Raw genomic sequence first — 22,849 nt, 5'->3', positions numbered from 1 at the left:
CTGGAAATTGACCGGGCCGAACCCGACGAGGTTGAAAGTATGCCAAGGAACAACTCCGTGGGCAAGCCTAACTGAGCGGCCGAAAAACGACTCGGCTGGACAAATCGCGCCAAAATGCGCCGGGCGCGGTGGATTGGTCGCGCCCAAGCGCCAAACATGAGCCAAAAGCGGCAGCCCACGCTCCGCTTGTGGGCACCGCGACCCAGGCGACGAGGAACATCCCACTCGCCGTGCCGAACGGATTTGCGGCCACCGTGCCGCTTCCTGTTTCATATCGCGGAATACCGGCGGATTGCCGGCTCGCTTATCCGCGAGCGCACGGCATCGGCGAGCCAATTGTCACGTGACCGCATGCCACATGCCGCGCGCCCGGCAACGGAACTAAATTGATCGAGGTCAAGGCGGCGCGGCGGGTCTGTGTTTTCCTGCAGGAACGTACGGGAGCATCGCGGCCGATCAGATTCGGAGCCAGTTTCCTTTAGCGTCAGGGCGCATGCTCTTTTACTCCTCCTAACCGGGCACCTGCTCTTTCCCTTCCATCAAACCCTGCGGTCAAATCCATGCGAGTCTATTATTTTGACATGAAGGATGGAATTCCAACCAGGGACAGAAAGGGAATCGAGTTTCCTTCAGCGGCCGCTGCAATCGCGCACAGCAAGGAGCTCGCCCGGCGGCTTCGCGACGAACCGCGGCTAATAGATCCAGCGCTTGCAATCGTGGTCGTCGATGAATCCGGCACGGAGGTTCATCGCGAGCCGGTCTATCCGGACGCTGCCAAACCCGGCATGTCGACCCGCAAGATCGAGAATTTCAACAGGATCGACTGAGGAGCACCTCACGAACGACGGCTTGGGCGCCCGGCTTTCGCGGGAATTCACCGCCCCACCGTATCCGTGCGATGAACTTGCTGGGCGCGCGCTTTGTCTCGCGGCTGCTCTTGTCCCTTCTCATCGCGCACGATGCCCTGGTCGGGACCGTGTGGCGGCTTGGGCTCGGGCTTTGCCATGCCCTTTTGTCCACCATGTTTGCCGCCTTGATCCTGGACGCCTTCCAGGTCGTTCTCTCGGGGCATGCGATCAAATCCTGTTTTGCAATTGAGCGGCTCGAACTTTTCCAGCAGCTTTTCCATGGTCGCTAACGCATTCCGCTGCCGGCGGGTTCCATCGCAATATCGCGCCGTAGTGAGCATCCGATCCGGAACCGAGCCTTCCAAGCTTGCTTGCACTCACAGCCCTCGTCGTCGCCTCGCTCTTGGGGGCGACAGCGGTCGCCTCGGCACAGACGCAGCCCGCTCCCGGCGCATCCGGCGAAGGCAATATGGCGCCCGCCGCCGCCGCGCCGAAGATGAAGTCCGGCAAAATGAAAACCAGCAGGATGAAATCCGGCACCACCACCGGAATGAGCTCCAGCGCCCGCAAGAGCCATAAGGCCGACAAGAGCGACATGAACAACATGAGCAAGTAAACGCAACCGCGTTGACGGGCGAAGGCGCCCGTCGGACGCACGGGCCGCGGTGTGAACCGGGGCCCGTTTTGTCGTGGCGATCCGCCGAACGCCGATCAATGCACACGGTGGTGGTCGTTTCGCGAATGATGCTATTGCAATGTTGCAAGGACAGGAGATCGGAAGCGGCAGGACCGCCTGGCTGGCAACATCAAAATCGCGATTTCATTTCCTGCGCGGCCGGACCAAAACCTGTCTCACATTTTAGTGACCTTTTCGACCAAATGATTCTTGGTCAGGCCCGAAATAAACCATCCCCATCGCTGTTCTTATCATAACGCAAGCGTCAGGAGAGTTCTCGCGATGGCCAAGGCTGCTATGCCCAAGGCTGCCATGTCCAAGGCTGCCCTGGTCTCCCTGGCGACATCGGTGCCCCCAAACGTGTTGTTGCAGAAGGATGTTCTGGCCGCGGCATGGGACGGTTTCGGCGCCCGCTTTCCCGAATTCGAACGCTTCTCCAGCATTTTTTCCAATACCGGCATCATCAAGCGCCACGCCGTAAGACCTTTCGACTGGTATCTCGAGCCGCGCGGCTGGCCGGAGCGCACGGAAGCCTTTCTCGAAGGCGCCGAGGTGCTGTTCGTCGACGTCGCCGAAAAAGCGCTGGCAAGCGCCCATCTCTCCGGCAGCGACATCGACACCGTCGTGACGGTCTGCTCCACCGGGATCGCCACGCCGAGCGTGGAGGCGCGGGTTGCCCGCCGAATGGGTTTCCGGTCCGACGTCGCGCGCGTGCCGGTGTTCGGTCTCGGCTGCGCGGGCGGAGCCTCGGGGCTTTCGATCGCCTCGCGCCTTGCCCAGGCGCGGCCGGGCAGCAACGTACTGCTGGTGACGATTGAGCTCTGCTCGCTCGCGCTTCGCCATGACGAACTCACCAAAGCCAACATTGTCGCCGTCAGCCTGTTCGGCGATGGCGCGGCCGCGGTCGTGCTGCGCGCGGGCGACGGCGGCGCGACGGAGGTCGAGAATGCCGGTGAGCACCTTTGGCCGGATACGCTCGGCATCATGGGCTGGAGCGTCGATCCTGAGGGGTTCGGCGTAATATTCCGCCGCACCATCCCCGATTTCGTCCGCGCCCATCTCAATCCGGCCGTGGTGCGGATTCTGGCTGACATGCAGCTGACGATGGCGGACATCGACCGGTTCATCTGCCATCCCGGGGGCGCCAAGGTCGTCAATGCGCTGGAGACAGCGCTCGCGCTCGATCAGGGCACCCTCGACTGCGAACGCCAGGTGATAGCGGACTACGGCAATATGTCGTCGCCCACGATCCTGTTCGTGCTTGAACAAGCCGTTGCAAAGGGGTTGCCGGCGCGCTCGTTGCTGACGGCGCTCGGCCCCGGCTTCACCGCAAGCTGCGTCGCGCTGCGGCACGCCGCGTGACGTCTGCCGAGCTCATTCTCGCCCTCGTCACGCTGCAGCGGGCCGCGGAGCTCGTCATCTCCAGCCGCAATACAAGCAAGCTCAGGGCTCGCGGTGCGATCGAGGTGGCGCCGGGGCATTATCCCTTGATCGTCGCGGTGCATGCGGCCTGGCTGATATCGCTGTGGATTTTCGGACACGATCGCCCGCTGAACATCGTTGCCCTGCTCATTTATGTCGTCCTGCAGGGCGTTCGTATCTGGGTGATGTGGACGCTCGGCGCGCGCTGGACGACGCGGATCATCATTCTGCCGGGAGAGCCGCTGGTCAGGTGCGGACCTTACCGGTTGCTGCCGCACCCCAATTATGCCGTGGTGGCCGGCGAGATCGCGCTGCTGCCGCTGGTTCTTGGCCTTGCTTGGCTATCCCTGATCTTCACGGTTCTCAACGCCGCGGTTCTCGCCATACGCATCCGCGCCGAAAACCGCGCGTTGGAGCAGACGATGATGGCGCGCGGCGCCTGATGAGCGAACGGGCGACCAAGACGCTTCAGGCAAGCGCCGCCACCTGGCTGGGCTTCGCCTTGATGTGCCTCGGCATGTTCATGGCGATCCTCGACATTCAGGTGGTCGCGACATCGCTGCCGACGATCCAGGACGCGCTGGCGATATCGCGGGAGGGGATGAGCTGGATCCAGACGGCGTATCTGATCGCCGAGATCATCGCCATCCCGCTCACGGGCTGGCTGACGCGCATATTGACGTTGCGATGGCTGTTCGTGACGGCGATCGGGCTCTTTACGCTGGCCTCCGTCGGCTGTGCGATCAGCGGCGATTTCCCTGTCCTGATCGGCTTCCGCGTGCTTCAGGGGTTTGCCGGCGGCGTGTTGATCCCGGCCGTCTTCTCCGCGGTCTTTCTGCTGTTTCCGATCCGCCTGCATCCGGCGGCGACGACGATGGCCGGCATCATGGCGGTGCTGGCGCCCACGGTCGGGCCTGTGGTCGGCGGCTGGATCACGGAGACCTGGTCCTGGCATTGGCTGTTCCTGATCAATGTCGCTCCCGGAATCATCGCCGCGGCCGCGACCCCTTTCCTGCTGCCGCGCACGCAACCTCGCTTCGACGATCTCGCCACGCTCGATGGAATTTCGCTCGCGCTGATGGCGATCGCGCTTGCTTGCCTGGAGCTCGGCCTGAAACAGGCCCCGCATGACGGCTGGCTCGCTCCGCAATGTTCGCTGCTGTTTTCCGTCAGCGCGGCTGCGACAGCCATATTCGCGGTTAGAACGCTGAAAGCGGCGCATCCCGTGGTCGATCTGTCGACCTTGCGAATGCGCTCCTTTGCGATCGGCTGCGCCTTGAGTTTTTGTCTCGGCGTCGGATTGTTCGGCTCGGTCTATCTGATGCCGGTCTTCCTCGCCTATGTCCGGCGTCACGACGCCTTCGAGATCGGCACCATCATGCTCGTCACCGGCGTCGCGCAACTCGTGACCGCACCGATTGCCGGCAGCCTGGAAAGCCGGGTCGATCCGCGCTGGCTTTCGGCTCTGGGCTTCGCGCTGTTCGCGCTTGGCCTGGGCTGCAGCGCCTTCCAGAGCCGCCTCGCCGATTTCGACGAGATGTTCTGGCCGCAAATCCTGCGCGGCGCGGCAATCATGTTCTGCCTGCTGCCGCCGACCCGGCTGGCGCTGGGCGCACTGTCCGAAGCAGCGGTGCCCGACGCCAGCGGCCTGTTCAATCTGATGCGGAATCTCGGCGGCGCGATCGGCATCGCATTGATCGATACCATTCTCTATGGCCGCACCGGCGGGCACGCCGAAGCCCTGCGCGACCGGCTGATCGCAGGCGACATCACGGCGGCGCGTGCGATCGGGCTTGACCTGGACTTGTTCCTGCACCGGCCGCCGGACGTGTCCGACGCCACGGTCGAAGCCTATGTCCGCCCGCTCGTCGAACGAGCGGCATTCGCGCTCAGCGCCAACGAAGCCTGGGCGCTGCTCGCCTTCGTGGCACTGGCTGGCCTCTTGCTGATTCCGTTCGCGGGCCCGCCGCAACACAGCGGTACCGGAATGGCGAACATTGACCGGTGAGCCGTCAGCAGACCGACTCGCCGCTGCACGTAAAGCGTGTTTCCGCTTGTCAAGCATCCCCGCTCAGGCAATTCTGGAAGCGATCGGCGGTCGGCCAGATTTGCCGGTCACGGAAGTCCGGACGCCAGTGATCCGGACACGACAGGGAGGTTCGTGATGCTGACACGACGAGACTTTGCAGGTTTTGCGTCCTGCGCACTCTGCGCGGTAACAGGTTTCATTGCGACCGATGCGTCGGCGCAAACGACGGCGCCCGCGGCGACGCCGGGGGTCACACGAAAGATACTGTCGCAGACTGACGGCCCGACCCCCGGATATGTGACCATCATCGTGGAAGCGGAGATCGAGGCGGGCGTCACCGTCGCCCGGCATACCCATCCGGGAATCGAATCCGCCTATGTCATCGAAGGCGGCCTGGACCTGCCGATCGAGGGACAGCCGACCCGCGCCCTGAAGCCGGGCGACGGCTTCGTGGTGCCGCCCAACACGCCTCATGCGGGCGGCAAGAACGGTGACAAGAAGACGAAGATCGCGAGCACCTACGTCGTGGAGAAGGGCAAGCCGCTCGCATCTCCCGCCTGATCCCGATCAGGCAGGCACCACCGCTATTTCGACGCCGAATCCTTCGACAATAGCGCGATCGCCTCCTGCACGGTCGTCATGAACTGCGCGGGGAAGATGATGGTGGAATTCTTCTCGACCGAGATTTCCGCCATCGTCTGCAGGGTGCGCAACTGCAGCGCCACCGGATGCTGCGTGATGATGTCGGCGGCCTGGCCGAGCTTCACCGCCGCCTGGTATTCGCCTTCGGCGGCGACGATCTTGGCGCGGCGCTCGCGTTCGGCCTCGGCTTCCTTGGCCATCGCCCGCTGCATATTCTCCGGCAGCGTGATGTCCTTGATCTCGACCGCCGTGACCTGGGTGCCCCAGGGCTCGGTGTGCAGATCGATGACGTTCTTGATCTGGTCGTTGATGCTGGCGGTGTCGGACAACAGCTGATCGAGGCTGAAGCGCCCGACGACATTGCGCACGGTGGTCTGGCTGATCTGGTTGATCGCGTTGTAGACGTTCTCGATGGCGATCACGGCCTTTTCCGGATCGGTGATGTGATAATAGGCGACCGCCGCGATATCGATCGAGACGTTGTCCTTGGTGATGATCTTTTGCGACGGAATCTGCATGGTGACCGTGCGCAGCGATACCCGCACCATCTGCTGGATCGGAACGAAGATCAGCGTCAGGCCGGGGCCGCGCACGCCGGCAAATCTGCCGAGCAGGAACACCACCCCGCGCTCGTATTGCTTGAGCACGCGAAGCGAAACGGCGGCATAGAGCAGGCCCAGCAGCACAATAAAGGAAATGAAGCCCATGGCGCCCTCACCGGTTGTTGCCGAAGACTAGCACTTTACGGTCGGCTCGCCAGTGCCGAATGCGGGCGCAGCAGCCCCGCCGCTTTCACGGACGTCATGTCGCCGTCATCGATTCTGATTTACCCGTGGCCTTTGCGCCTCACGCAGGCGGCTGAGACTACTCATCACTGCTGCTTTTCCCAGAACGACAGCAGGCCCTGGGACGCCGAGCCGCCGATCACGCAGGGGATGCCGATCGCGACCTGGCCCAGCGCCGCCGCCGAGACGCAGCCGAGCGCGACCGCGCCGACGCCGACCTGGCCCCAGAAGTCGAGGTTGCGCCGCGAATCCGAGCCCTTGGTCTTGAGCTCCTCCACCGCGGCGAGTGCATCCTTGCGCACCGCGCCGAGTTGCACGGTGTCGGCGGCATCGACCACTTCAGTCAGCGGCACCTTGACCGCTTCCGGCTGGGTTGCCAGTTCGCCACGGAGAAACTCGCGCAATCCGGTATCGCGGACCGCATAGCTCGCCAGCGTATAGCGCGCCATGCTGCCGATCGTCAGCTTGTCGACGGTGTCGCGGCTCTTGCTCCAGGGCAGCATCTCCATGATACGCAGGATCGGCAGATGCGAGCCGGTCGCGAAGTAATATCCCCACAGCGTATCCAAAAGATCCTGATTGCCGGCGAAGGTCTGGACCATCTTCACTTTCTTGTCGTCCTTGGCGAACGGATTCTTGGTGAAGACACCGCGCAATTTGTCGAGCATGCCCGGTCTTGTCTCCTCCAGCGGGATGTTGGCAAGCGTCGGCAGCGCGCCGGCGAGATAGGCGTCGATCATCACCTTGCGCCCAGGCATCTTCGGCGCAACCTTGCGCAGCAGATTGCGCCATTCCGGCAACCCTGAATAGGCGATGGCGCGGACGATCACCCATTCATCTTCCGGCGCTACCGGAAAGAAGCTGTTGACGAGCTGCTCTGCCTTGGCTGGGTTCGATCCGATCGCGCCGGCGATGAAGCCGAGATAGATGCCGGAATTCTCCGGCTCCTTGAACGTCTGCGCGTGAAACAACACGCGCACCGCCGCCGGCACATGCGCGTAATCCGGCCTTGCCCGATAATTGTAGATCCATTGCTGGATCACGTTGAGCGAGGCGCTCGGGTCGATGTCCGGCGTGACCGCCGCATTCGCGGGCGCGATCAGAACAAGCACGGTAGTGACGAAAGCGGCGTAGCGCATGTGATGCTCCCAGAAAGCGCGTTCGTGACTTGCGAAGCTTAGCAAGCCACGGACGTTTCAGCACTTATGGCTAGGAAGCATTTGAAGCGGCTCTAGGACATTTTCGGGACGCGGGGTTCGCCGCTGCGTCGAAATTATGGCAAACCGTTAACCCCGAAGCCCGCAACTGACCTTATCCCAGTCATTCTTTCGCCCGGCGCCGGCACTTCCATCGCCCCCCGTCGAATGGGAGACAGCCGAAACGATGATGGATGACAGCACGCCGGGCGGGCGATGCCACCGGCCGATCGCAGCGGCCGCGCTGCTGGTCGCCGCGCTCGGGATTTTTTCGGCGCAAGCCGTCGCGGCAGAGGTCATCGATGTCCAGGGCAACCGCCGGATCGACGCCGAGACGGTCCGCTCCTACTTTCACGCCGCGCCCGACGGTCGGTTCGACGAAGCGGCGCGCGATGCGGCGCTGAAGGCGCTGTTGGGCACCGGCCTGTTCGACAATGTCACGATCGAGCGTGCCGGCGAACGGCTGGTCGTGCATCTCCATGAAGCGCCGGTTCTCGACCGCGTCGCCTTCGAAGGCAACAAGAAGATCAAGGACAAGGAGCTCATCGCGGTCATCGAATCCAGGCCGCGCGGCACGCTGCAGCGCGCCGTGGTGCAGTCCGACGTCGGCCGCATCCTGGAAGCCTACCGGCATGCCGGGCGCGACGATGTCGGCGTGGCGCCCAAAATCATCAATCGCGGCAATGATCGCGTCGACCTCGTCTATGAGGTGATGGAGGGCGGGAAGACCACCGTGCGGCAGATCAACTTCGCGGGCAACACGGTTTTCGGCAAGCGGCAGCTCGCTGCCGTGATCAAGACTTCCGCCACCAACCTGCTGAGCTTCCTGACCGGCGGCGACGAGTACGATCCCGACCGCATCGCTGGCGATCGCGAGCAGTTGCGGCTGTACTACCGCAGCAAGGGCTATGCGGATGCCAGCGTGACCTCGGCCGAGGCCGAATACGATCCGGCGCTGCACGGCTTTACGCTGACCTTTGCGATTGACGAGGGACCGCTCTATCATTTCGGCGACATCAGCGTCGCCTGCAACGTGCCCGGGGTGGACAGCGACAAGCTCCGCCGCGCGCTGGCGGCGCGGCAGGGTGCATTATTCGACGGCCGGGCGCTGGACAAGACCACCGATGGGCTGGCGGTCGAGCTTTCAAAACTCGGCTTTCCCTTCGCGCAGGCCACCCCGCGCATCACCCGCGACGCGGCGACACGACGGATCGACGTCGCTTTCACCATCGATCAGGGGCCGCGGACCTATGTCGAACGCATCGATATCCACGGCAATACCCGCACCAAGAGCTATGTGATCCGGCGCGAATTCGACATCGCCGAAGGCGATGCATACAGCAAGACGCTGATCGATCGCGCCGAGCGGCGGCTGAAGAACCTGAACTATTTCAAGACGGTCAAGATCACGCGCCAGCCGGGCTCGGCGTCGGACCGCGTCGTGGTCGTTGTCGATGTGGAGGAACAATCGACCGGCGAGTTCAACATTGCCGGCGGTTACTCGACGACCGACGGCCTGCTCGCCGAGGTCAAGCTGGGCGATCGCAGTTTCCTGGGAAGCGGCAGGTCGGTCAACGGCTCGGTGACCTACGGCCAATATGCGCGCGGCATCGACCTGTCGGCATCCGAGCCCTATTTCCTCGGCAGCCGCGTCGCGGCCGGCATCGAACTCTACGGCCGGCAAAATCAGTCGAGCCCCTACCAGTCCTACGGCAGCGATATCTATGGCGCGACCCTGCAGCTGGGCACGCCGGTCACCGAAGAGATCGGCGTGCAGTACCGCTATTCGCTCTATAACCAGAACGTCACCTTCGATCCGACCTCGACCGCGGCGGCGCCGTCGCTGCCGGTGCGAGAGGCCGCGGCGGCCGGCCCGCAATGGGTCTCCTCGGTCGGCAGCACCGTCACCTACAACACGCTGGACAACACCAGGAGTCCTACCAGCGGATTCAATTCGCAGCTCAGGCAGGATCTCGCCGGCCTCGGCGGCGATGTGAAGTTCCTGCGCACCAGCGAGGACGTGCGCTATTATCACCCGATCAACGACGACGTGACCGCGCTGGTGCGCGGGCAAGGCGGCTACATCACCGGCTGGGGCGGCCAGCAGGCGCCGCTGCTCAACAGCTTCTTCGGCGGCCCGACCATGGTGCGTGGTTTTGCGCCCAACGGTTTTGGGCCGCGTGACCTCACGCCCGGCACCACCATGGATAATGTCGGCGGCAGCATGTATTGGGCCACGACGGCGCAACTGCAGAGCAACATCCCCGGCGTGCCGCAGGAGTACGGCCTCAAGGCGACCGGCTTCGTCGATGCCGGCAGCGTGTTCCGCTATAACGGGCCGACGACATTTCCGGGCTCCGCGCAATCGATGCAGCTCGCCAACTACAATGTGGTGCGCTCCTCGGTGGGCGCCGGCCTGACCTGGGCCTCGCCGTTCGGGAACCTGACGGTCGACTACGCGGTGCCGCTGACCAAGGCCGCCTACGACGTGGTGCAGCCGCTTCGCTTCAGCGCCGGCGGGTTCTGATCAGTCGCGCACGCCGCGCCGAACCGAAAACCGGACGATCAGCGCCACGGCCACACCGATTGCGACGGGCCGTTGGTCGCGGCCGGCCGGCTATTGGTTCATCCAAACCGGTTTCCAGTTCATCTCGAATTGCAGGCAATTCCGAGGACCATTGATAACCTTGAAGAAGGCTGGCTTTCGCATTTAGTCTCCGAAAAGCTTAGTCATATTGAACCTAATCTACGGGCCACCAGGGGATTGCGCCGTGTCGGTCAAGGAGTTTCTCGGTCAGCAAGCTGTCAATGTTGCCGTCGGCGGACATTACACGCTTGCGAACTGGTTCGACTCGCAGGGAAAGCCGCGCACCTTCGCGTGCCGCACCAGCCGCGTTTCGCCGTTCCGGATGATGGTCGCCGTGCCCGTCATCGGCAAGGTCGGCGATCGCATCTCCTCCTATTTCGGCGATTTCGGCAAACTCGAAGGCCACATCAGCGACACCGCCGCCGGCAGCTTCCTGCTCGAACTCGCCATGACCACGTCCATGCGCGAGAAGCTCGCAACCAAGCTCTCCTGGCTGGACAAGAGGCAGAAAGATCCAGCGGTTCGCGAAACCAGGACACACGCGCGCATCATCCCGCCGAACTCGCATTCGACCCTGACCTTCGCCGACGAGTCTACCCGCAGTTGCTTCATCATCGACATGTCGGCGTCCGGCGCCGCGGTCTCGGCTGATGTCCAGCCGCAGATCGGAATGCCGCTGGCAGTCGGGGCCTGTGTCGGCCGCGTCGTCAGGCTTTTGCCCCACGGCTTCGCGGTCAAGTTCGTCGAACAGCAGAACCGCAACGAGCTCGAGCGGCTCATCGTGCGGCCCGCGCCTCTGCGTTCCGCCGGCGTCGCCGAACCCCCCGCGCGACGCGCCGGCCGGTCCGCAGCCTGACCACCTCGGCCGCCAGATCAGCGCGGGCAGAATCGCCGCGATGATGAGTATCCCGCACCACGAACCGAGCGCGTGACTTCGTCCGCACGGCAAAGCATTTCATCGGAAATTCCCGCACCCCGCGCCAGGGAATCCCGATGATGGGTGCCCATCCATTCCTTGGACTCAAATCAATGCGGGCGCTTGCCTGCTGATACTTGCCGGAATGCTGTTCGATGTGGTTGCGGCCAATGAAAACCCCGCCGGATCGGTTCCGGCGGGGAGTTTTGACGCCCCCTGAGAGGGCGGCAGGACGAACTTACTTCAACGAGGAGTTGATCGACGTGAACTTGTCGTTGAGGTTGGTGCCCAGACCGTTCACCACGGCGATAATCGCGAGTGCGATGCCAGCTGCGATCAGTCCGTATTCAATCGCGGTCGCGCCGGACTGGTCCGACAAGAAATTAAAGAAAGTGCGCTTCAAGCCTGCCTCCTGTGGGTTCCGTTGGAACGGTTCAATGCAGGTAGGAGTACTCACGAGCATCTAAGCTTCGCTAAACCGGCGCGGATCAATTTACCTACAATTGTTCCATCGCGGGAACTGGACAGGCTTCGACCGGCTCCATCATGATAGGTGTCGCAGGAACCCTCAGACGTCGCCCTGCATCTTTTCTGCAGCACAGCGCGCGGGTTGTCGCAGATGCGGGTGCTCCAAGAGGTCCCGGCGATCGCTGTTGATACCGATCCTTCACCATGCCGTCGTTTTGAGCAGATGCATTCGGGCGGTGTTCGCCGACGGATTACCGAGGAGCGGCCAAAGCCTGCTCCGTCGGTTGCCGAACCCGGCCGCGTTACCTTCTAGTAAGGATAGTACCGATAAAAGCGGCGGCCATAATAGGGACCGTAGCCGTAGACGGGCGGTCCATAGACGGGCGGCGGTCCGTAATAGCCGCCTCCATAGCCATAGTAATCGTAATAGGCATCGCGCCGTTGCTGGGCGGCGATCGCGGCCCCCATCGTCCCGATCATCATCCCCATGATCGCGAGCCCCGCGGCGTTGCCGCCACGACGGTAGTGACGGCGGCGGGCACTGATATCGGTGGCGCCGCCGGACGGTGCGGCCGCCGAGACGCCCTTTTCGGCCGGACCCAACGAGCCGGCGGCCGCCATCGGCGGCTCTGCCAGGGTGAAAGCCAGCACGGCGACAACAGCCGCGACGACGCCGCGGCCGGTCGAGGAAAGCAAACCTTTACGCCTGAACATCGCAAGATCCCTCATCGGTTACGGTATGCGTAGAAGATCACCCCTCGCCCGACGCCTTGATAGCGGCTGGACGGAATAAGTGGTTGATTTGGGTCAACACCATTTCGCCCTTGGCCGCTTCGCGATGCTACGCTGGCTCCGGGATCGCGAAAGCCGCGGTCCTTTTCCGGAGTGAACGGCATGAAATCGAAATCGATGGCCCGGCTGGGGCTAAGCCTGTTGCTGTGTCTCGGCGTGGGCACCCTGGAAGGGCTGGAGACGCGGCCGGAGATTCCAGCCTGGTACGCCGGACTTGCAAAGCCTTCCTGGACGCCGCCGCCGCTGGCTTTTCCGATCGCCTGGACAGTTCTCTATGTTCTGATGGCTTTCAGCTTCTGGCGGCTCTGGGATCTGCAAACGCGGTCCGCCGCGCGCACCACAGCGATGACCTGGTTTCTGATCCAGCTTGCGCTCAATGCGCTATGGTCGCCGGTGTTTTTCGGCTGGCACGGCACCAGAGCCGCGCTCGTGATCATCATCGCCCTGTTGGTCGCCATCGCCGCCGCGATGGTGGCAGCATCGCGCGTCGAGCGCCTCGCTGCCTGGCTGCTGGCGCCATATCTGCTCTGGGTCGCCTACGCGACCAGCATCAACATCGGGGTTGTGGCGATGAACTAAGGCGCGGCATGTGGAAGCCAGCGCGGCGGGATGTTCGCGATCCAAAAATGCGTTGACGACAAAGACCGGAAGGCCTGTCTTGTCGCGATCATCGCGTCACCAATGGTCGGCGCCGAATACGTCGGGGGTAATTTCAATTTTGCGATCGCCGCTCGGTCGCAAACCCGTAGATCAGCGCCAGCCGGTCGAGGCACTCCCGAAAACGCCGCGCGAAATAGTCGATCCAGCGCTGACCGAGCAATCCGCGGCGCTGCCCGATCTGCTCCATCGTCATGCCGAGGATCAACACCTCATGCACCAGCGCCGAGCCGTCGGCGCCAAGTTCGCGCTCGGCGCGGTTGAGCCGCAGCACGGCCTGGCGCTGGCGTTCGGTGATCGGCTCCCGCGCCCGCCCGCCGTCGACATATTCCCGGGTCGGATCGACCGCCTGCGGCCCACGCTCGGCTTTCTCCCAATCCTCCTGAAACGCACGCCCGCCCTGAAACTGTGCTTCGTCGATCTGACGGCGCGAATGCAGCTTGCCCAGCGGATCGTTGCGCAGCGAACGCAGCGTGACGATCTTTTCTCCCGGCTCCAGGGCCAGGGGATCGTCGACTTCAACCGTCGCCACTTCGGCGTTGCGCGGCAAATCCTTCGATCGCCGGTCATGAACTTTTGCCAATCGGTGGTGCTTGCTGCGTTTGGCTCGCGCCATCTTGGATTACTCCTTGCATGAACAGGTTGAAAAACGCCGCCGATATTCACGGGCTAGGTCGTCCGCCTGGCGACATAGGCGGCCAGATCGGGGCTGACGGCGATGGCGGGTTTCTCCGATGCTTGCTTGCCGGAATCGCCTGGCGCCGTGCGCGCCTGAAGAAGACTCTGGTGTGAGTGTGAGTGGTCGGCGTTTGCCTGAGCCACGCCCGACGACGGCGCGGCAATTGCTCGCGGCGGCATGCGCCCGGAGCGCGATGCATTTTCCAGCTTCATGCGCGCCAGTGCCGACCCGATGCCGCCCTTTTGCCCGGCAATCGCCCGTTTCTGCGAAACGTGCAGCATCCTCTGAAGCTCGGCGTCGATCCGCTTGTGCTTCCAGCCCTCATAGAAGAAATCCTGCAAGGTCGGGCGATACTCGCACCAGGTCTTGAGCGGCAATTTTGTTATTTTGGAAAGCTGCCGGTCGTTGTCGGGCAATTCGCCCTTGCGCCAGTAATGCATCATCAGCAGAAGGTAAGCCCCGTGCTGCGCCGTGGTCAGGTGGCCGGTGTCGCCGAGATAATCGCCGACATAAAGCGGCATCCAGGGACGGTTCATCTGGCACGGCCTTCGTTCGGCCACGCCGTCATTGCGGCGCGCAGCAATGCCGCCAATTGCTTGCCGCGAAGTGAAGCGGCCGGATGCCGCCGGAGCAACGCGCTCAAATGCGCGATGCGGTGGCGCCGCGGCAGCGGCCTCATTCTGACAAGGATGACCGCAATGGGCGTATTCATGCCACCTCCACCAGCCGAATTGAAACCGTCCCGCCCGCCCGCTCCAACCGGATGTCGGGATTGCGCGTCAGATGAAAATGCGGCGCGCAGTAGCTCAAACCCTCCCGCTGCGGGTGGCCGCAGAAGGTGATGGCTTCGCCCTCCTCGTCGCCGCCGTAGGGGTACCGGCAGTCGCCGGGTTCGAGATCGAACAGCGAAAGGTGGCGCGGCGCGACCTCGACGCATCGCAGTTTTGCCGTCTCCGTCCGTTCAAAGACCGGCATCGGCCGCATGAATTCGGGAACATGACGCTCGCGCGGCTGCTGCAGCCGCGACGCCCTGGCTTTCCGCGGCCGCTTCGGCCAGCGCTGAAGGCTATCCGTCGACCGGTCGGGGCCTGGATAACCCAGGCGTTTGGCGCGGCCGATCACCGCGCTGCGGGAATAAGCGGTTCCGAACTTCGTGTTGAGCGCGTCGGCGATTTCGGAATAGGACATGCCGCTTGTGAGATATTCGCGCAGCGCCGCCGAATGTTTCGCGTCCCAGCTGGATTGCATCGCCGCTCACCCCGATGTTTCCGTTATGTTCTTAATTTCTGATATTCCGAAATGAAAGTCAAGCCTGTTTCGGATAATCGGAATTGCTTTTATTTCGGAAATTCGGAAAAGATGGTGCCATGCTGGATGTCAGGATGATCGAGCGGGGGCTGCAAAGGCCGGGCAAGACCAAGGGCGGTCTGGCGGCGGCGATGGGCGTGCGCCCCGGCGCGGTATCGGAAATCCTTTCCGATATCCGCCAGATCAAGGCCACCGAAATCCAGCCGATCATCGATTATCTGGAACTGAATTCGGTGCCGATCATGGGCCGCGTCGGCGCCGGAGCGACCATCGAGCCGGAACACGAGCAGGTGCCGCCGGAAGGCCTGGGCGAGGTCGAATTGCCCTTCCCCATCGCAGAGGAAACCATCGCCTTTGAGGTGGCGGGTGATTCCATGCTGCCCAAATACGAAAATGGCGACATTATCGTGGTCTACCGGGAGCAGCGCCATCCGGTCTCGAGCTTCTACGGCGAGGAGGCCGCGGTCAGACTGAAGACGGGCGAGCGCTATCTGAAGACCGTCGAACGGGGAAAGTCCCCAACGCTCGTCAACCTCACCAGTTTCAATGCCAAGCCGATCAACGGGGTGAAGCTGGAATGGATCGGGGAGATCTGCGTGACGCTGCCGAGGGGCCAGATCGAGCGTTTGCGGGCCAAGGCCGCGGTGCGGGCGCGCAAGGCGGCCAAAACGCAGGGCGGGCGCACATCTGAAAAGTAGAGGACTGGAAAAGGCGGCCCGGGCCGATTCGCGCCCGGCGCGGCGCCGCCGTACCAAGACGGCACCCAATTTCTGTTTTTCCGAATTTTCCGCTTGACTGACTTCCGATTTCCAGAAATAATGCACCGCATCCGAAGGCCTCGTTTCGGGGGCAGCAGAGCCGGCGCATGCAATATTTCGTCGTGATGATCGATTATGGCCGGCGCGGGCGCGAGGCCATCGTCGATCCCGAGATCACCAGGCGCGAGGTCGTCTCGCGCGTGGCGTCCGGCGAATACAAGAACATCAGCTTCATCCACGAGATCGCCGGTTCGGCCGTCGACGATATCACCGCCGAGATACTGGCGGAAGCTGCGTTGCCGGAAATCCCGATCACCGGCGCCGACCTGCAGGCCGGCCGCTTCGATCATGCCCGGGATCTGCGCAAGGCGGAGACGGGGTGATGGGACGTAGCCGGAACGGACGGCCGGTCTGCGCGTCGGCTGTCCGGCAGCCGGGCGAACTCCGCCCGCGCAGCCTTCAGGACTGGGTACGGCGGAGGGTGCCGGCCACGGCAAGCGAACTGGCGGAAGCTGGTTGCATCCCCTGCTCCGGACGGCGCTTCAGAAATTCGAAGAGATCGCCGAGCGGCATCGGACGGCCGATGAAATAGCCCTGCGCCGCGTCGCACCCCAAAAGCGCCAGCAGCGAGAGCGCCGTCTCGGTTTCAACCCCCTCGGCGATGACCCGCATGCCGAGACTGTGGCCGAGATCGATCGTCGAACGAACCATCATGGAATCCCGTTGCGAGTCAGCGATATCGAGCACAAAGGCCTTGTCGATTTTCAGCTCGGTCGCCGGAAGGTTCTTGAGATAGGCCAGGGACGACAAGCCCGAGCCATAATCGTCGATCGCGACGCTGACTCCGGCCGCGCGATAGCGGCCCAGGCTCCGCATGGCGAGTTCCGGGTTTTCCATGGCGGCCGTTTCGGTCACCTCAAGGCAGAAACGGTTGGCTGCGCCGCCGATGATCGCCAGGACCTTGTCCGCGAAGTGTTGCTCATGCAGCAGCCGTCCCGATAAATTGACCGACACCGAAATATCATGACCGGCCCGCTGGAGCGCCGCCTGGTCATCGACCGCGCGAGTTAGCACCCATTCGGTCAGTGCCTGGATATGGCCGGTTTCCTCCGCCATGGGCACGAAGAGGTCGGGTCCCAGTGGCCCGCGGCGGTGGTTGGGCCAGCGCACCAGCGCCTCCACGCCGGTGATCGTGCCGGAGCGGAGGTCGAGTTTGGGCTGGTAGGCGACAGCCAATTCGCCGGCATCGATGGCCAGCAGCATCTCGCTCATCAGCGAGAGATTGCTTGCCGGGTTGCCGTAGACGTCGCTGTCGAACACGCCGATCCTCAACCTTGACGCGCGCGCCTGATCGAGGGCGATGTTGGCGCGTTCAACTATGGAGGCAACCAGTTCATGTCCGGCGCCATGAGAGGCCAGTCCGACCGTGAGGCTGACGTCGATCCGGTTTTCTCCCAGATGCAGAGGTGCATTGAGGCTGGATTGAAATGCCGCCGCGTGGGTACAGGCCTGTTGCAAACTCCTCGCCCGAAAGGCAAGACCGAGTTCGGCCGTCGAAAGCCGCACGATCTGACCTTCCGGGTGCTGTTCGGCGAGCCTTCTGGCCACCTCCCTGATCAAGCCGGCGAAAAGCTCATAGCCGATGGCGCCCCGGAGCTGGGTGAAGCGATCGATACCGAGCGCCGCCACTACCAGGATCGTACTGCTGTCCGACGCCAGCATAGCCGCGATGTCCTGCTCCAGCGCAGTGCGGTTCGGCAGACCGCTCTCGGGATCGTGCAGCGTCAGATATGTCATGTGCCGCTCGCGTCGCTCGGTGTCGATCAGCGTCCGCGACATCGACCAGATCTTCAGCACAACCACCATGTTCAGGGCGGATGCGAAGATCATCACGAAGCCATAGATGATCGGCTCCCCGGCAGCGTGCGCGAACAGCGGCGCAGAGAGGAAATAGAGCCCGGGCGGCACGATCGAGGCGATCAGCGCCGGCCGTGAACCCGAATTCACCATCGCACCGTTCATGATTGTGCCGGACCAGACCAGAGAGGCGCATACGAGCCCCCACGGCCCGGCCAACGTCGCCAGCAGCAGGCCAATGGCGCCGAAGACCAAAGTTCCGGCGGAGATTGCCGCCAGCACGGCGCGAGTCCGTCTAGGCGTGAGATCGGCGGCGGTGGATACGTCGCGAAACGCCCGGTGTTCGCCGACCTGTACGGCCAAATAGGCCGCGAGCCAGATCAGCGTGATCCGCCAGCCGGTCAACGCCTGGCTTCCGCCCGCGGAAACGACGGCAAGGCCGATGCGGAATCCGAGTTGCTCGCGGCGCGCGACGAGAACGCGGGCCAGCGCCGCGGCCGAGCTTTCCATCGGTTCCATGCCTTAGAAGAGACCAGATGGGCTAATGCCGGATAAAGCTTGACCCCGTAGTATTACCTATCTGCGGGCCGGCTCGCGCCTTACTCGTTCGCCAGCCGAGGCTTGAGGCTCCGCGGAAACTGGAATCGCTCAGCGTGCCGGCGGTCGGCCCGCGCCCGCCGCATCGACCTTGGATTCCGCTCGCGCGAGTGCGCCGGCGGACGAACCCGCACGGCATCGCATTGAAAGGGAGGCGATTTCATCCTCCACCTTGTGGTGCCACATCTCCGCTTCGGCAAGCAGCCGCCAGCTGTCATGCGGATGAAACACAGCACTTTGACGGCAAAGGGATTCCATTGCGCGGTAGCGAACGAGATCCTTCATATCGCGCCTCCAGCGCCCTGCCCGAATTATTTAAGACCGTTTTCAAGACAGAGTCATTACGATTCTGAAAAGAGTTCGTAAGCCGGATCTGGAACCTGACTTCACGGCGTTGCCCCCGCTGCGTGTGCGCTCTTTGGACCGATCGGCGGAATTTCCGCGTCTCGCGCGAAAGTTATCCGGGCCTTGGCGGCGCTCGGAATCCCGCCCGGAAATCGTGCTAATGGGTCACGACGCGCGATCGAGCACGCGCCAGCCCCCGGCGGAAGAGACCATGCGACAGTTTCGGAATTGCGTAACGAATGCTTGCCTATTTGTCGTGACCACCGCGTGTGTTGTCCCCGCATTGGCTCAATCGGAACCGCTGAAGGGCGCGGCAGCCTTTGGCGACTGGCACGCCGACAGGCCGGGCGTGAGCCGGCTGATCAGACCTGAAGACTTGCCGAAGCCCGGAGCCACGCCCTCTTCCGCCAAATTCCCGCAAATCGTGCGCCGTCCGCTTTCCCTTTTCCCGCAGGTCCCTGCCGGGTTCACGATCGAGCTGTTTGCCGACGGATTGAGCGGACCGCGCCAGATGCGCGTGGCGCCCAACGGCGACATCTTCATTTCGGAGACCGGCCCCGGGAGAATTCGTGTCTTGCGTGCTGCGGACGGAAGCTCAAAGCCTTCTTCGAACGAGATCTACGCAAACGGGCTTCATCAGCCGTTCGGCATGGCTTTCTTTCCAAGCGGCAACAATCCGCAATGGGTCTACGTCGCCGAAACCGATCGCGTCGTGCGTTTCGCTTACAATTCAGGTGATCTCACAGCCTCGCAAAAGCCCGAAACCGTGGTCGCGCAATTGGCGCACGGCTTCGGCCATTCGACGCGGGACATCGCCTTTACCGCGGGCGACAACCGGATGCTGGTATCGGTCGGCTCGGAAAGCAACGCCGCGGAAGGCATGCGAGAGCCCCCGGGAGGATTGCCGTCCTGGATCGACAAACACCGCCTGGGAGCAAGCTGGGGCAGCGAGACCGACCGCGCCGACGTGCTGGCGTTCGATCCCGATGGAAAAAACCCGGGCGTCTTTGCCACCGGCATCCGCAACTGCGTAGGCCTTGCCGTTCATCCCAAGACCGGCGACGCCTACTGCTCGACCAATGAGCGCGACGGTCTGGGAGACAATCTGGTGCCGGACTACGTCACGCGGGTGCGAGAAGGCGCGTTCTACGGCTGGCCCTGGTACTATATCGGCGGCAATGAAGATCCGCACCATTCCGGCCAGCGCCCAGATTTGAAGGAGAAGGTGACCATTCCCGATGTGCTGCTGCAGCCGCATTCGGCGTCGCTGGGGCTCACCTTCTATGCGGGTAATGCATTTCCCGCCGAATATAGCGGCGACGGGTTTGCGGCCGAGCACGGCTCGTGGAACAGGTCCAAACGCACCGGCTACAAGGTCATTCGGATCCGCATCAAGGACGGCGTGCCCACCGGCGAATATGAAGACTTCGTCACCGGATTCATGGTCAGCGATTCCGAGGTGTGGGGGCGGCCCGTTGGCGTGGCCGTTGCACACGATGGCGCCCTTCTCATCTCGGAAGACGGCAACGGCACGATCTGGCGCGTGACGCACTGAAGCCGGCCGTCAATAAATCCCGACGTCGATCGGCGTCTCGCCCGTAATGTCTTTCAAGCGCCCGGCATAGGCGGCCAACAGCTTGGTTCTCTGGTCCTGCTGCAATCGCACTGGACCGTAAACGATCTGCGGCGCCAGCACCTCGAAGCCGACGAACTGCAGCATGCCGCGCTGGACCGGTCTCAAAATGGCGTTGATATCGCCGTTGAAGCCGCCCTTGACATAGGCCGGCGCCGGACCGCCCGTGGTCAGCGACAGCATCGCGCGTTTGCCTTTGAAAACGCCATCGGCGTAGATCCTGTCGCCGCCATAGGTCCGTCCCATCGCGAACACGCGGTCGACCCAGCCCTTGAGGATTCCCGGCAGGCCGAACCACCACAGCGGAAACTGCCAGATCATCAGGTCGCACCACTCGATCTTCTGGATTTCTTCTTCGATGTCCTCGGCAAAACCGTAGGTTTCGGTCGCGTTCATCTCCTCGATCTGCTGCTTGAAATAATCCGGATCCTTGGCGCCCAGGAAGTTGTGCCTGCCCGAGACCGGGTCGAAAGCCATGGCATGAAGATCCGACGTCCTGACCTCATGGCCGGCCGCCGACAGCGTCTCGACCGCCGTCCGAAACATGGCGCCGTTGAAACTCTGATGCTCGGGATGCGCGAGGACGACGAGGATTTTCATGAGGCATGGCCCTGATGTTGCTCTTTCAGCATGGTCGCAAAAATCTTCGCGAAGGTATGGACATCGCCCGGCCATCTCGCCGAGACGTAATTGCGATCCCGGACCACAAAAGCCGGCGTCTCGTCCTCCATGGTGTCGCGCACCAGGCCAGAGGTCTTGCGGCGATACTGTGGATCATCCTTGGGCACATCGCGGAAATCTTCGGGGCGCGCCAGCGCGCGCGTCACCTCCTGCTGCACCGACATATAACCCTTGGGCTGGCCGGCCTGCTCCAGATAGGTCCGGTAATAATTCGGATCCCAGAACCGCGTGAAGCGCGCGACCGACCAGGCGCTGTTTTCGAACGCCCAGGTCAGAGCGGTGGTCCGATATCCCGAGAGCACCGAGCGTCCGGTCTTTTTCGAAATGCTGCGCGCCGCCAGGAGCACGCCGTGGCAGATGGCCGCCACCGGTTTTCCCGCGTCGAAAAAGCTGACGACAATGTTGTGCAGGATATCGCTTTCGAGATAATCGCGCATGCCCCGCGCCCGATGTCCGCCGGGCAACAGCAGCCCATCATAGACGGCCGCATCGATCGTCGCCCAGCGCCGCGGCGCGAGGTAGTCAGGATTGGCAAGCATCTCGGCGTAGGCCTTGCGCGCGTCGCGGTTGGCCCGCATCAAAAGTCCGATCAGCGGCAGCTTGCGCAACAGCGGAATGGCGCCCCAGGGATCGAGGCCCTGCCCCGTCAGCATCATTTCGTCGGCGACCGCAGGCCGCCCGTCCGGGGTGGCAAAGTGGACGCTGTGTCCGGCGTCGACCAGTACCCGCCAGCACACCGCGGCTTCGCTCGGATCGAAATCCCGCGCCGGCAACAGGACAAGAACACGCGCCATCGACTTATCCCTCGCCTCGCCGGCAAAACCGCAACCCATGCGCATTTAATCGGTATTCCGCACCAGCGCCAGAACCGGCTATACCGGACCGATAAGAAGCATCCGGAGACAATCCATGAACGGGAAACCGCCCAATCTGCCGCTTTCCGGCATTACCGTCGTCTCGCTGGAGCAGGCGATCGCCGCACCGCTCGCCAGCCGGCATCTCGCCGACTGGGGCGCGCGGGTGATCAAGATCGAGCGGCCCGGCAAGGGCGACTTCTGCCGCGACTATGATTACGTGATGAACGGCATGTCCAGCCAGTTCGCCTGGACCAACCGCTCCAAGGAAAGCCTCGCGCTCGACGTCAAGAGCAGCGAGGGCAAGCGCGTGCTCGAGGCGCTGCTGCCGCAGGCGGACGTGTTCCTGCAAAATCTCGCGCCGGGTGCGGCGAAGCGGCTCGGCCTCGATGCCGCGACGCTGGCGGCGCGCTTCCCGCGCTTGATCGCCTGCGACATTTCCGGCTATGGCAGCGGCGGCCCCTATAGCGAGAAAAAAGCCTACGACCTGCTGGTTCAGTGCGAAGCCGGATTTCTCTCGGTCAACGGCACCGAGGAACAGCCGGCCAAATGCGGCATCGCCGTCGTCGATACCTCGACGGGCATGTACATCGTCAACGGCGTGCTGATGGCGCTGTTCAATCGCGAGCGCACCGGCAAGGGCATGGCGTTCGAGGTCTCGCTGTTCGACTCCATGACCGAGTGGATGAGCTATCCCGCCTACTACACCGACGGCGCCGGCAAGCCGCTGGTGCGCACCGGCACGCGTCATGCCACCATCGCGCCCTACGGGCCGTTTCGCTGCGGTGACGGCCGCATCGTGTTTTTTGGCATCCAGAACGAGCGGGAATGGATCGCGCTGTGCGCGCAGGTGCTGGAGGATGCGGCGCTGGCGGGCGATCCCCGCTTTTGCACCAACCCGCAGCGCATGCAGAACCGCGATGCACTGGAAGCGCTGATCGAACAGCATTTTGCAAAGTTCTCCGCCGATCAGGTGCTGCAGCGGCTCGACGACGCCGCCATCGCCAACGCCAACATGAACACGGTCGAGGCCTTCCTCCGGCATCCGCAGCTTCATGCCCGCCACCGCGTGCAGAAAGTGGGATCGCCGAACGGGCCGCTGATGAGCTTCCTGCCCGC

25 protein-coding genes are annotated in these 22,849 nt (G+C 63.2%); 12 read left to right on the top strand and 13 right to left on the bottom strand.

The window, feature by feature from the left end; all coding sequences use genetic code 11:
• Nucleotides 1–874: 874 nt before the first annotated feature.
• Nucleotides 875–1,129: a hypothetical protein gene (locus QZ213_RS00435; protein WP_291684065.1), complete on the bottom strand. Its 255-nt coding sequence runs from the start codon at nucleotides 1,127–1,129 to the stop codon at nucleotides 875–877.
• 86 nt (nucleotides 1,130–1,215) lie between these two features.
• On the opposite strand from QZ213_RS00435, the gene QZ213_RS00430 reads away from it, so the two are divergent.
• The 5 genes from QZ213_RS00430 to QZ213_RS00410 all read left to right on the top strand — a co-directional run bounded on the left by QZ213_RS00430 (nucleotide 1,216) and on the right by QZ213_RS00410 (nucleotide 5,536).
• A complete protein-coding gene (locus QZ213_RS00430) occupies nucleotides 1,216–1,464 on the top strand; it encodes a hypothetical protein (RefSeq protein WP_291684064.1) in 249 nt (82 codons plus the stop codon).
• A 342-nt stretch (nucleotides 1,465–1,806) separates the two neighbouring features.
• Nucleotides 1,807–2,886, top strand: coding sequence for a type III polyketide synthase (locus tag QZ213_RS00425; RefSeq protein ID WP_291684063.1), 1,080 nt, complete (start codon nucleotides 1,807–1,809; stop codon nucleotides 2,884–2,886).
• Entirely contained in the window at nucleotides 2,883–3,389 is a 507-nt protein-coding gene (locus QZ213_RS00420; RefSeq protein ID WP_291684062.1) for an isoprenylcysteine carboxylmethyltransferase family protein, read from the top strand. The genes QZ213_RS00425 and QZ213_RS00420 overlap by 4 nt, the downstream gene beginning before the upstream one ends.
• Entirely contained in the window at nucleotides 3,389–4,954 is a 1,566-nt protein-coding gene (locus QZ213_RS00415; RefSeq protein ID WP_291684061.1) for a DHA2 family efflux MFS transporter permease subunit, read from the top strand. The genes QZ213_RS00420 and QZ213_RS00415 overlap by 1 nt, the downstream gene beginning before the upstream one ends.
• Nucleotides 4,955–5,110: 156 nt before the next feature.
• On the top strand, nucleotides 5,111–5,536 hold the full coding sequence (locus QZ213_RS00410) for a cupin domain-containing protein (protein ID WP_291684060.1): 426 nt from the start codon (nucleotides 5,111–5,113) through the stop codon (nucleotides 5,534–5,536).
• 23 nt (nucleotides 5,537–5,559) lie between these two features.
• On the opposite strand, the gene QZ213_RS00405 is transcribed toward QZ213_RS00410, so the two are convergent.
• Both QZ213_RS00405 and QZ213_RS00400 read right to left on the bottom strand, forming a co-directional pair.
• On the bottom strand, nucleotides 5,560–6,324 hold the full coding sequence (locus QZ213_RS00405) for an SPFH domain-containing protein (protein WP_291684059.1): 765 nt from the start codon (nucleotides 6,322–6,324) through the stop codon (nucleotides 5,560–5,562).
• Nucleotides 6,325–6,488: 164 nt separating this feature from the next.
• Entirely contained in the window at nucleotides 6,489–7,541 is a 1,053-nt protein-coding gene (locus QZ213_RS00400) for a hypothetical protein (RefSeq protein ID WP_291684058.1), read from the bottom strand.
• A 244-nt stretch (nucleotides 7,542–7,785) separates the two neighbouring features.
• Here QZ213_RS00400 and bamA point away from each other — a divergent pair, with 244 nt between their 5' ends.
• Both bamA and QZ213_RS00390 read left to right on the top strand, forming a co-directional pair.
• Entirely contained in the window at nucleotides 7,786–10,125 is a 2,340-nt protein-coding gene (bamA, locus tag QZ213_RS00395; protein ID WP_365884880.1) for an outer membrane protein assembly factor BamA, read from the top strand.
• Nucleotides 10,126–10,369: 244 nt separating this feature from the next.
• A complete protein-coding gene (locus tag QZ213_RS00390) occupies nucleotides 10,370–11,041 on the top strand; it encodes a PilZ domain-containing protein (RefSeq protein WP_291684057.1) in 672 nt (223 codons plus the stop codon).
• Nucleotides 11,042–11,339: 298 nt separating this feature from the next.
• Here QZ213_RS00390 and QZ213_RS00385 read toward each other — a convergent pair whose 3' ends face one another.
• Complete coding sequence (locus QZ213_RS00385; protein WP_291684056.1) at nucleotides 11,340–11,504, bottom strand: Flp family type IVb pilin; 165 nt, start codon at nucleotides 11,502–11,504, stop codon at nucleotides 11,340–11,342.
• A 374-nt stretch (nucleotides 11,505–11,878) separates the two neighbouring features.
• Nucleotides 11,879–12,283 carry a hypothetical protein gene (locus QZ213_RS00380; protein ID WP_291684055.1) on the bottom strand — a complete coding sequence of 135 codons (405 nt, stop codon included), beginning with the start codon at nucleotides 12,281–12,283 and terminating at the stop codon, nucleotides 11,879–11,881.
• A gap of 180 nt (nucleotides 12,284–12,463) precedes the next feature.
• Between QZ213_RS00380 and QZ213_RS00375 the strand changes: the two genes are divergently transcribed.
• Nucleotides 12,464–12,940: a TspO/MBR family protein gene (locus tag QZ213_RS00375; RefSeq protein WP_291684054.1), complete on the top strand. Its 477-nt coding sequence runs from the start codon at nucleotides 12,464–12,466 to the stop codon at nucleotides 12,938–12,940.
• Nucleotides 12,941–13,073: 133 nt separating this feature from the next.
• Here QZ213_RS00375 and QZ213_RS00370 read toward each other — a convergent pair whose 3' ends face one another.
• Genes QZ213_RS00370 through QZ213_RS00355 form a run of 4 tightly spaced genes read right to left on the bottom strand, consistent with a single transcriptional unit; the run spans nucleotide 13,074 to nucleotide 14,945 of the window.
• A complete protein-coding gene (locus QZ213_RS00370; protein WP_291684053.1) occupies nucleotides 13,074–13,634 on the bottom strand; it encodes a DUF6456 domain-containing protein in 561 nt (186 codons plus the stop codon).
• A 53-nt stretch (nucleotides 13,635–13,687) separates the two neighbouring features.
• A complete protein-coding gene (locus tag QZ213_RS00365; RefSeq protein ID WP_291684052.1) occupies nucleotides 13,688–14,233 on the bottom strand; it encodes a DUF1376 domain-containing protein in 546 nt (181 codons plus the stop codon).
• On the bottom strand, nucleotides 14,230–14,409 hold the full coding sequence (locus QZ213_RS00360; RefSeq protein WP_291684051.1) for a hypothetical protein: 180 nt from the start codon (nucleotides 14,407–14,409) through the stop codon (nucleotides 14,230–14,232). The genes QZ213_RS00365 and QZ213_RS00360 overlap by 4 nt, the downstream gene beginning before the upstream one ends.
• Nucleotides 14,406–14,945, bottom strand: coding sequence for a GcrA family cell cycle regulator (locus QZ213_RS00355; protein ID WP_291684050.1), 540 nt, complete (start codon nucleotides 14,943–14,945; stop codon nucleotides 14,406–14,408). Before QZ213_RS00355 ends, QZ213_RS00360 begins: the two co-directional genes overlap by 4 nt.
• A gap of 119 nt (nucleotides 14,946–15,064) precedes the next feature.
• On the opposite strand from QZ213_RS00355, the gene QZ213_RS00350 reads away from it, so the two are divergent.
• On the top strand, nucleotides 15,065–15,703 hold the full coding sequence (locus QZ213_RS00350; protein ID WP_291684049.1) for a S24 family peptidase: 639 nt from the start codon (nucleotides 15,065–15,067) through the stop codon (nucleotides 15,701–15,703).
• A gap of 167 nt (nucleotides 15,704–15,870) precedes the next feature.
• Nucleotides 15,871–16,146, top strand: a complete 276-nt coding sequence (locus tag QZ213_RS00345; protein ID WP_291684048.1) for a hypothetical protein — start codon at nucleotides 15,871–15,873, stop codon at nucleotides 16,144–16,146.
• Nucleotides 16,147–16,222: 76 nt separating this feature from the next.
• Here the strand turns inward: QZ213_RS00345 and QZ213_RS00340 are convergent, their stop codons facing one another.
• Nucleotides 16,223–18,025, bottom strand: a complete 1,803-nt coding sequence (locus QZ213_RS00340; RefSeq protein WP_291684047.1) for a GGDEF domain-containing phosphodiesterase — start codon at nucleotides 18,023–18,025, stop codon at nucleotides 16,223–16,225.
• 243 nt (nucleotides 18,026–18,268) lie between these two features.
• Nucleotides 18,269–18,502 (bottom strand): hypothetical protein, encoded by a 234-nt coding sequence (locus tag QZ213_RS00335; RefSeq protein WP_291684046.1) that lies wholly within the window; start codon nucleotides 18,500–18,502, stop codon nucleotides 18,269–18,271.
• Between the two features lie 316 nt (nucleotides 18,503–18,818).
• On the opposite strand from QZ213_RS00335, the gene QZ213_RS00330 reads away from it, so the two are divergent.
• Entirely contained in the window at nucleotides 18,819–20,117 is a 1,299-nt protein-coding gene (locus tag QZ213_RS00330; RefSeq protein ID WP_291684045.1) for a PQQ-dependent sugar dehydrogenase, read from the top strand.
• Nucleotides 20,118–20,126: 9 nt separating this feature from the next.
• Here QZ213_RS00330 and QZ213_RS00325 read toward each other — a convergent pair whose 3' ends face one another.
• Both QZ213_RS00325 and QZ213_RS00320 read right to left on the bottom strand, forming a co-directional pair.
• The gene (locus QZ213_RS00325; protein ID WP_291684044.1) at nucleotides 20,127–20,795 is read right to left on the bottom strand and encodes an NAD(P)H-dependent oxidoreductase; all 669 of its coding nucleotides are present in this window, start codon (nucleotides 20,793–20,795) and stop codon (nucleotides 20,127–20,129) included.
• Nucleotides 20,792–21,670, bottom strand: coding sequence for a type 1 glutamine amidotransferase domain-containing protein (locus tag QZ213_RS00320; RefSeq protein WP_291684043.1), 879 nt, complete (start codon nucleotides 21,668–21,670; stop codon nucleotides 20,792–20,794). The genes QZ213_RS00325 and QZ213_RS00320 overlap by 4 nt, the downstream gene beginning before the upstream one ends.
• A gap of 115 nt (nucleotides 21,671–21,785) precedes the next feature.
• Between QZ213_RS00320 and QZ213_RS00315 the strand changes: the two genes are divergently transcribed.
• A partial coding sequence (locus QZ213_RS00315; protein ID WP_291684042.1) for a CaiB/BaiF CoA-transferase family protein occupies nucleotides 21,786–22,849 on the top strand: 1,064 nt, incomplete at its 3' end.

The organism is Bradyrhizobium sp., from assembly GCF_017881085.1.
Lineage (GTDB): Bacteria > Pseudomonadota > Alphaproteobacteria > Rhizobiales > Xanthobacteraceae > Bradyrhizobium.
This window is presented reverse-complemented; position numbering and strand designations above follow the sequence as displayed.